At 58.1% G+C, this 7,271-nt stretch carries 6 protein-coding genes; 4 read left to right on the top strand and 2 right to left on the bottom strand.

Annotated features, from left to right (window positions below):
- Positions 1–361 precede the first annotated feature (361 nt).
- Positions 362–1,582, bottom strand: coding sequence for a CaiB/BaiF CoA transferase family protein (locus tag AC19YS_RS08990; RefSeq protein ID WP_106576067.1), 1,221 nt, complete (start codon positions 1,580–1,582; stop codon positions 362–364).
- A 12-nt stretch (positions 1,583–1,594) separates the two neighbouring features.
- On the bottom strand, positions 1,595–2,776 hold the full coding sequence (locus tag AC19YS_RS08985; RefSeq protein WP_500601490.1) for an acyl-CoA dehydrogenase: 1,182 nt from the start codon (positions 2,774–2,776) through the stop codon (positions 1,595–1,597).
- Between the two features lie 157 nt (positions 2,777–2,933).
- Between AC19YS_RS08985 and AC19YS_RS08980 the strand changes: the two genes are divergently transcribed.
- The 4 genes from AC19YS_RS08980 (at position 2,934) to AC19YS_RS08965 (ending at position 7,179) form a co-directional block, all read left to right on the top strand.
- A complete protein-coding gene (locus AC19YS_RS08980) occupies positions 2,934–3,833 on the top strand; it encodes a LysR family transcriptional regulator (RefSeq protein WP_119741362.1) in 900 nt (299 codons plus the stop codon).
- A 452-nt stretch (positions 3,834–4,285) separates the two neighbouring features.
- On the top strand, positions 4,286–5,407 hold the full coding sequence (locus AC19YS_RS08975) for a Re/Si-specific NAD(P)(+) transhydrogenase subunit alpha (protein WP_119741360.1): 1,122 nt from the start codon (positions 4,286–4,288) through the stop codon (positions 5,405–5,407).
- Between the two features lie 15 nt (positions 5,408–5,422).
- Entirely contained in the window at positions 5,423–5,743 is a 321-nt protein-coding gene (locus AC19YS_RS08970) for an NAD(P) transhydrogenase subunit alpha part 2 (RefSeq protein WP_003187417.1), read from the top strand.
- On the top strand, positions 5,743–7,179 hold the full coding sequence (locus AC19YS_RS08965) for an NAD(P)(+) transhydrogenase (Re/Si-specific) subunit beta (RefSeq protein ID WP_119741358.1): 1,437 nt from the start codon (positions 5,743–5,745) through the stop codon (positions 7,177–7,179). Before AC19YS_RS08970 ends, AC19YS_RS08965 begins: the two co-directional genes overlap by 1 nt.
- The last annotated feature ends 92 nt before the right edge of the window (positions 7,180–7,271 follow it).

Genomic DNA, 7,271 nt, shown 5'->3' with positions numbered 1-7,271 from the left:
AACCACTTGCGCTTCCGATCTCTCGTTAGCGGGAGGCGAATTCTACAGCGTTACACGCTGCTGTCAACACCTCTTTTTCTCCGCTTTCGACCGAGAAGATCGAAACGTTAATAGAGCCAAACAACACCGCTCTACCAACTCCTTCTGGGCCTCGATGAACTGAAGCAACTCGCTGTCGAATTCTGCGTAACTCTTTGTTTACCAAGGAGTTTTCCGTTTCGACTGCGCCGGAAGTGGGGCGAATTATAGACTTCCAGAATCTGCCGTCAACCCTTAATTTTGCTTTTCTATCAATTAGTTAGAATTGATTAAAAAACGACCGATATGGAGCTCTTCACACACTCTATATAGAGGGAACCGCTCATATAACACCCGCTTCCTTTAAAGCAGCCACACTCGCCGGCCCCAGCCCAAGCACTCCTTGCAGCACCTGAACCGTGTGCTCCCCCAATAGGGGAGGCGCGCTACGATACTCAACCGGCGTCTTGGATAGCCTAATCGGGCTCGCTACCTGAGGCACCATCCCCGCCAACGCGTGCGGCAATGCCATCGCCAGCCCCCGCGCCTTGACCTGTGGGTCGGCGAACACCTGTGCCAAGTCATTGATAGGCCCGCAAGGCACACCCACTCGCTCCAGCTGCGATACCCACTCAGCCGTGGTCTTGAAGACCGTAGCCTGGCGAATCAACGGAATCAGCTCCGCGCGATTAGCCACCCGCAGCTTATTAGTAGCAAAGCGCGGATCCTCTGCCCATTGAGGCTGACCCGCCACTTCAGCGAACTTGCGAAACTGCCCGTCGTTACCCACCGTGAGGATGAAGTCACCATCAGCCGTGGGGAAATCCTGATAAGGCACGATATTGGGATGAGCATTGCCCAAACGCTTTGGCGAAATACCTGTCGTCAGGTAATTCATCGCCTGGTTAGCCAGGCATGCCACCTGCACATCCAGCAACGCCATATCAATGTGCTGGCCGCCACCATCATGATCGCGATGGGCCAGCGCTGCGAGAATGGCCACCGTCGAGTAGAGCCCGGTCAAGATGTCGGTCAACGCCACGCCAACCTTCACAGGCCCGGCCCCTTCGTCACCCTCTGGCCGACCGGTCAGGCTCATCAGGCCACCCAGCCCCTGGATCATGAAGTCATAACCCGCGCGCGTCGCATAGGGCCCCGTCTGACCAAAGCCTGTGATCGAGCAATAGATCAACTCGGGATTGATCTCCTTCAGCGATTCATAGTCCAGCCCATATGCCGCCAGACCACCCACCTTGAAGTTCTCGATCAGGATGTCGGACTTGGCCGCCAGGTCACGCACCAGCTTCTGCCCCTCCGGTCGCGTGAAGTCGATAGTCACCGACTCCTTGTTACGGTTGGCCGACAAGTAATACGCCGCTTCACTGGTGTTCTCGCCAAATGCATCCTTGAGAAAGGGCGGCCCCCATGCACGCGTGTCGTCACCATTACCAGGCCGCTCGACCTTGATCACTTCAGCCCCAAGGTCCGCAAGGATCTGCCCGGACCAGGGGCCCGCCAGCACTCGCGATAAGTCCAGCACCCGCAGATGTGAAAGCGCGCCCATACCGTGCTCCTATTAATAGAACGCCTGAAGACCGGTTTGCGCACGCCCAAGAATCAAGGCGTGCACGTCATGCGTTCCTTCATAGGTGTTGACCACCTCCAGGTTGACCAAATGGCGCGCCACCCCGAACTCATCGGAAATACCGTTGCCACCCAACATGTCACGCGCCATACGGGCGATATCCAGGGACTTGCCGCACGAGTTGCGCTTCATGATCGACGTGATCTCAACCGCCGCCGTTCCCTCATCTTTCATGCGACCCAGACGCAGGCACCCTTGCAGCGCCAACGTGATCTCGGTCTGCATATCGGCCAGCTTCTTCTGGATCAGTTGGGTTGCCGCCAATGGACGCCCGAACTGATGACGATCCAGGGTGTACTGGCGAGCGGTATGCCAGCAGAACTCGGCAGCACCCAGCGCGCCCCAGGAGATGCCGTAACGCGCCGAGTTAAGGCAGGTGAAAGGCCCTTTCAAACCACGCACATCCGGGAAAATGTTTTCTTCCGGCACAAATACGTTATCCATGACAATTTCACCGGTAATGGAAGCCCGCAAGCCGACCTTGCCGTGAATCGCTGGAGCGCTCAGACCCTTCCAGCCCTTCTCAAGGATAAAACCACGGATATCCCCGGCATCGTCCTTGCCCCATACCACAAACACATCGGCGATCGGGCTATTGGTGATCCACATCTTGGCGCCAGTCAGGCTATAGCCGCCGTCTACCTTGCGCGCCCGCGTGATCATCGCGCCCGGATCAGAACCATGGTTAGGCTCCGTCAAGCCAAAGCAGCCGATCCATTCCCCGGATGCCAACTTCGGCAGGTACTTCTGCTTTTGCGCCTCGGTACCAAATTCGTTGATCGGCACCATGACCAGTGACGACTGCACACTCATCATCGAGCGATAGCCGGAGTCGACACGCTCGACCTCACGGGCGATCAGTCCATAACTGACGTAATTCAAGCCACTGCCACCGTACTGCTCAGGAATCATCGCGCCGAGCAGGCCGGTTTCGCCCATCTCGCGAAAGATCGCCGGGTCAGTCTTTTCATGGCGGAAGGCTTCGAGCACACGCGGCGCCAACTTGTCCTGGGCGAATTGCTCAGCACTGTCACGCACCATGCGCTCTTCTTCGGTGAGCTGTTGATCCAGCAGCAGCGGATCGATCCAGTTGAAGCTTGCCTTACCAGCCATGAATAAGCCCTCGCGGAAAAAATCAGAAGTCGTGGATGCAGCCTAGGCTGGGCAGACGCAGAGGGCAAACGAGGTTTCTGCATAGGGTTGTGCTAATTTCTCACTCCGAAACGACTGAGAAGGGCGCAGACGCGCTTTATAAGTGAGTACTCCGTACATGCGCAGAAAAATTCCCAGTACGACGGCCCTGGTCAGCTTTGAGGCTGCCGCCCGCCACGAGAGCTTTACCAAGGCGGCGCACGAGCTTTCCATCACTCAAGGCGCCATCTGTCGACAGATCGCCAGCCTTGAAGAGTTTTTGAGTGTCGAGCTATTTCGGCGCTCGAGGCGCGGGGTAAAACTGACGGAAGCGGGCCTGTCCTATAGCCGGCGTGTTGCCATGCAACTGGACGCCGTAGAGCGCGACACCTTGTCTGTAATGGGACAGCAGGGTGCCAACGTCATTGAACTGGCCGTGGTGCCGACCTTCGGCACGCAATGGCTGATCCCTCGACTGAAAGATTTTCAACGACAGCACCCAGAGGTGACCGTCAATCTCACCAACCGGACGCGCCCGTTTCTATTTGCCGATACCGAATTCGATGCTGCGATCTACTTCGGCGATGCGGACTGGTCCGGCACCGAGTCCCACCGCTTGATGGGGGAAAATCCTCTGCCGGTGTGCAGCCCGCGCTTGCTGGGTGACCGTGACCACTTCAGCCCTCAGCAGATCGCGCAATTGCCGCTACTGCAGCAAACCACTCGGCCATACGCCTGGCGCCAGTGGTTCAGCGCGCAACAACTGAACATACCCCGTGACATGACAGGCCCACGTTACGAGCTATTCTCGATGTTGTCTCAGGCCGCCATGCATGACATGGGCATTGCGCTGATTCCGCCATTCCTTATCCAGCGCGAGCTTGAGGAGAAGCAATTAGTGATCGCAAGCACCGAGGCTCTCAGCAGCTCGAAGGCGTACTACCTGATGATTCCCGAAAGAAAAGTCGAATCCGCCTCACTGCACGCCTTCAGAGACTGGTTAATTGATCAATCACAGCGCTATAACCCCAATGTTTAAAGGCCCGATGCCGCTTGCTGACCCTGTAGTCAGGAAATTATAAATCCTACAGATGTACGGATATGTCGCATTTACACAGACTGTACCTGCCAGCCAGAAATCCGGCGCGAAGCTATGATCTACATGGCTTGCAGCGCCGATGAGCAGCCAATGCCCGCCCATTCACCGCGACAATTATAAAAAGTCTAAAAACAGCCTGAACCCCTCTAAACACCTGTATTTAAAGCGGTTATTAAAGGGCATTGCGACAATCAGTCACAGGGTGACTTGTAGTTAATTTTTCGTCACCCGTCATAATCCCTTGATGGCCGTAAAGTTCGCCTGCAAAATGCCGCGCCCCGCTGTCATTTCGGCGGGATCGTGCTGATCGGCCGCCCCAGTTGCGCCACTCGCGGTGCACTGGCCTTTTTACAAAAAGATCAAAAGCAAAAAGATCATGCAGGAGATTTGACGTGCACATTGGTGTTCCTCTCGAAACCCAGACCGGTGAAACGCGGGTGGCTGCCACCCCGGAAACCATCAAGAAGCTGATCGGCCAGGGCCATAAGGTCACGGTTCAAAGCGGTGCAGGCATTAAAGCCAGTGTCGTGGACAGTGCCTATGAAACGGCAGGCGCAACCATTGGCAGTGCCGAGGATGCGTTGGGTGCCGAGCTGATTCTCAAGGTGGTTGCCCCCAGCGACAGCGAACTGGCGCTGATCAAAAGCGGCACCGTGCTGGTGGGCATGCTCAACCCGTTCAGCAACGAAACCATCGCCAAACTCGCCGAGCGCGGCATTACGGCCTTCGCCCTTGAAGCTGCACCGCGCACCTCGCGGGCCCAGAGTCTTGACGTGCTGTCATCGCAAGCGAACATCGCCGGCTATAAAGCGGTATTGCTGGCAGCCCATCACTACCCACGCTTCATGCCAATGCTGATGACTGCCGCCGGCACCGTCAAAGCCGCGCGCGTGCTGATCCTCGGCGCTGGCGTTGCAGGCTTGCAGGCGATTGCCACGGCCAAACGCCTGGGCGCAGTGATCGAAGCGTCCGACGTGCGCCCGGCAGTAAAAGAGCAGATCGAATCCCTGGGTGCCAAGTTTGTCGACGTGCCCTACGAAACCGATGAAGAACGCGAATGCGCCGTCGGCGTCGGCGGTTATGCGCGCCCCATGCCTTCCAGCTGGATGCAGCGCCAGGCCCTGGCCGTGCACGAACGCGCCAAGCAAGCCGACATTGTTATCACCACCGCGCTGATCCCGGGCCGCAAGGCACCGACCCTGTTGAGTGCTGAAACCGTCGCACAAATGAAACCCGGCTCCGTGGTCATCGACCTCGCCGCAGCCCAGGGCGGTAACTGCCCGCTGACAGTCGCCGATCAGGTGATCGTGGAAAACGGCGTGACCATCTGCGGCCCGACCAACCTGGCCGGCGCAGTCGCTGCTGATGCGTCTGCTCTGTATGCACGCAACCTGCTGGACTTCCTGAAGCTGGTCTTCACCAAGGAAGGGCAGTTTGAAATCAACCTCGAAGACGACATCGTCGCCGCGTGCCTGATGTGCCGCGACGGCCAAGTCATCCGTAAAAACGCCTAAGCAGGGATTCAGACGATGGAAGAGCTTATCTCCCCCGGTATCTACAACCTGATCATCTTTGTGCTGGCGATTTACGTCGGTTACCACGTGGTTTGGAACGTCACCCCCGCGTTGCACACGCCATTGATGGCCGTGACCAACGCGATCTCGGCGATTGTGATCGTCGGCGCCATGCTGGCGGCGGCCCTTACCGTGACACCCCTGGGCAAGACCATGGGCACTCTGGCTGTGGCTCTGGCGGCGGTCAACGTGTTCGGCGGCTTCCTGGTAACGCGCAGGATGCTCGAGATGTTCAAGAAAAAAGCCCCGAAAGTAAAAGAAGAGGCGCCGAAGTAATGAGCATGAATCTTGTAACGACGCTCTACCTGATCGCGTCGATCTGCTTTATCCAGGCCCTTAAAGGCTTGTCACACCCCACCACGTCGCGACGCGGCAACCTGTTTGGCATGCTCGGCATGGCGCTGGCGGTGCTGACCACCGTGGGCCTCATCTATAAGCTGGGCGCAGAGTTGGCTACCGCAGGCATTGGTTACGTCATTGTCGGCCTATTGATCGGCGGCACCGCCGGTTCAATCATGGCCAAGCGCGTAGAAATGACCAAGATGCCCGAGCTGGTGGCCTTCATGCACAGCATGATCGGCCTGGCCGCAGTGTTTATCGCCATCGCCGCCGTGGTCGAGCCGCAATCCCTGGGCATCGTCAAACACTTGGGCGACTCGATCCCTGCCGGTAACCGCCTGGAACTGTTCCTCGGCGCGGCCATCGGTGCCATCACCTTCTCCGGTTCGGTGATCGCGTTCGGCAAGCTGTCGGGCAAGTACAAGTTCCGCCTGTTCCAGGGCGCACCGGTACAGTTCGGCGGCCAGCACAAGCTGAACCTGGTGCTGGGCCTTGCAACCCTGGGTCTGGGCCTGGCGTTCATGTTCACTGGCAACCTCAGCGCCTTCGCATTGATGCTGGCCCTGGCGTTTGTGCTTGGGGTGCTGATCATCATCCCGATTGGCGGCGCCGACATGCCGGTCGTCGTGTCGATGCTCAACAGCTACTCCGGCTGGGCGGCGGCGGGTATCGGCTTCTCGCTGAACAACTCGATGCTGATCATCGCCGGCTCGCTGGTAGGCTCCAGCGGCGCGATCCTGTCGTACATCATGTGCAAGGCGATGAACCGCTCGTTCTTCAATGTACTGCTCGGCGGCTTCGGCAACACAGCCGACGCGGCGGGTCCTGCGGGCTCGAAAGAAGCGCGCCCGGTCAAATCCGGCTCTGCCGACGACGCGACTTTCCTGCTGACCAACGCCGACACCGTGATCATCGTGCCGGGCTATGGCTTGGCGGTGGCACGTGCGCAACATGCGCTTAAAGAGCTGACCGAGAAGCTGACCCACCGCGGCGTGACCGTGAAGTATGCGATCCACCCGGTGGCGGGCCGTATGCCTGGCCATATGAACGTGCTACTGGCCGAGGCCGAAGTGCCTTATGACCAGGTGTTCGAAATGGAAGACATCAACTCCGAGTTCGGTCAGGCCGACGTGGTACTGGTGCTGGGCGCGAACGACGTGGTCAACCCGGCCGCCAAGAACGACCCTAACTCGCCGATTGCCGGCATGCCGATCCTTGAGGCGTTCAAGGCCAAGACCATCATCGTCAACAAGCGCTCGATGGCCAGCGGCTACGCGGGCCTGGACAACGAGTTGTTCTACCTGGACAAAACCATGATGGTCTTCGGTGATGCCAAGAAGGTCATCGAAGACATGGTCAAAGCCGTCGAATAACACTGCGCCAGCGCAATACCCGAAACCCTGGCCTGCAGTAGGCTGGGGTTTTTTATTGCTGGATTAAACCCGACCAAAGGCTCTAAATCGCC

The sequence above is a fragment of the Pseudomonas sp. MF08831 genome, from assembly GCF_059862645.1.
This window is presented reverse-complemented; position numbering and strand designations above follow the sequence as displayed.

Coding starts and splice junctions, on each gene's coding strand:
- AC19YS_RS08990 (WP_106576067.1), bottom strand. CDS start 1,582: ATGGGCGCGCTTTCACATCTGCGGGTGCTGGACTTATCGCGAGTGCTG.
- AC19YS_RS08985 (WP_500601490.1), bottom strand. CDS start 2,776: ATGGCTGGTAAGGCAAGCTTCAACTGGATCGATCCGCTGCTGCTGGAT.
- AC19YS_RS08980 (WP_119741362.1), top strand. CDS start 2,934: ATGCGCAGAAAAATTCCCAGTACGACGGCCCTGGTCAGCTTTGAGGCT.
- AC19YS_RS08970 (WP_003187417.1), top strand. CDS start 5,423: ATGGAAGAGCTTATCTCCCCCGGTATCTACAACCTGATCATCTTTGTG.
- AC19YS_RS08965 (WP_119741358.1), top strand. CDS start 5,743: ATGAGCATGAATCTTGTAACGACGCTCTACCTGATCGCGTCGATCTGC.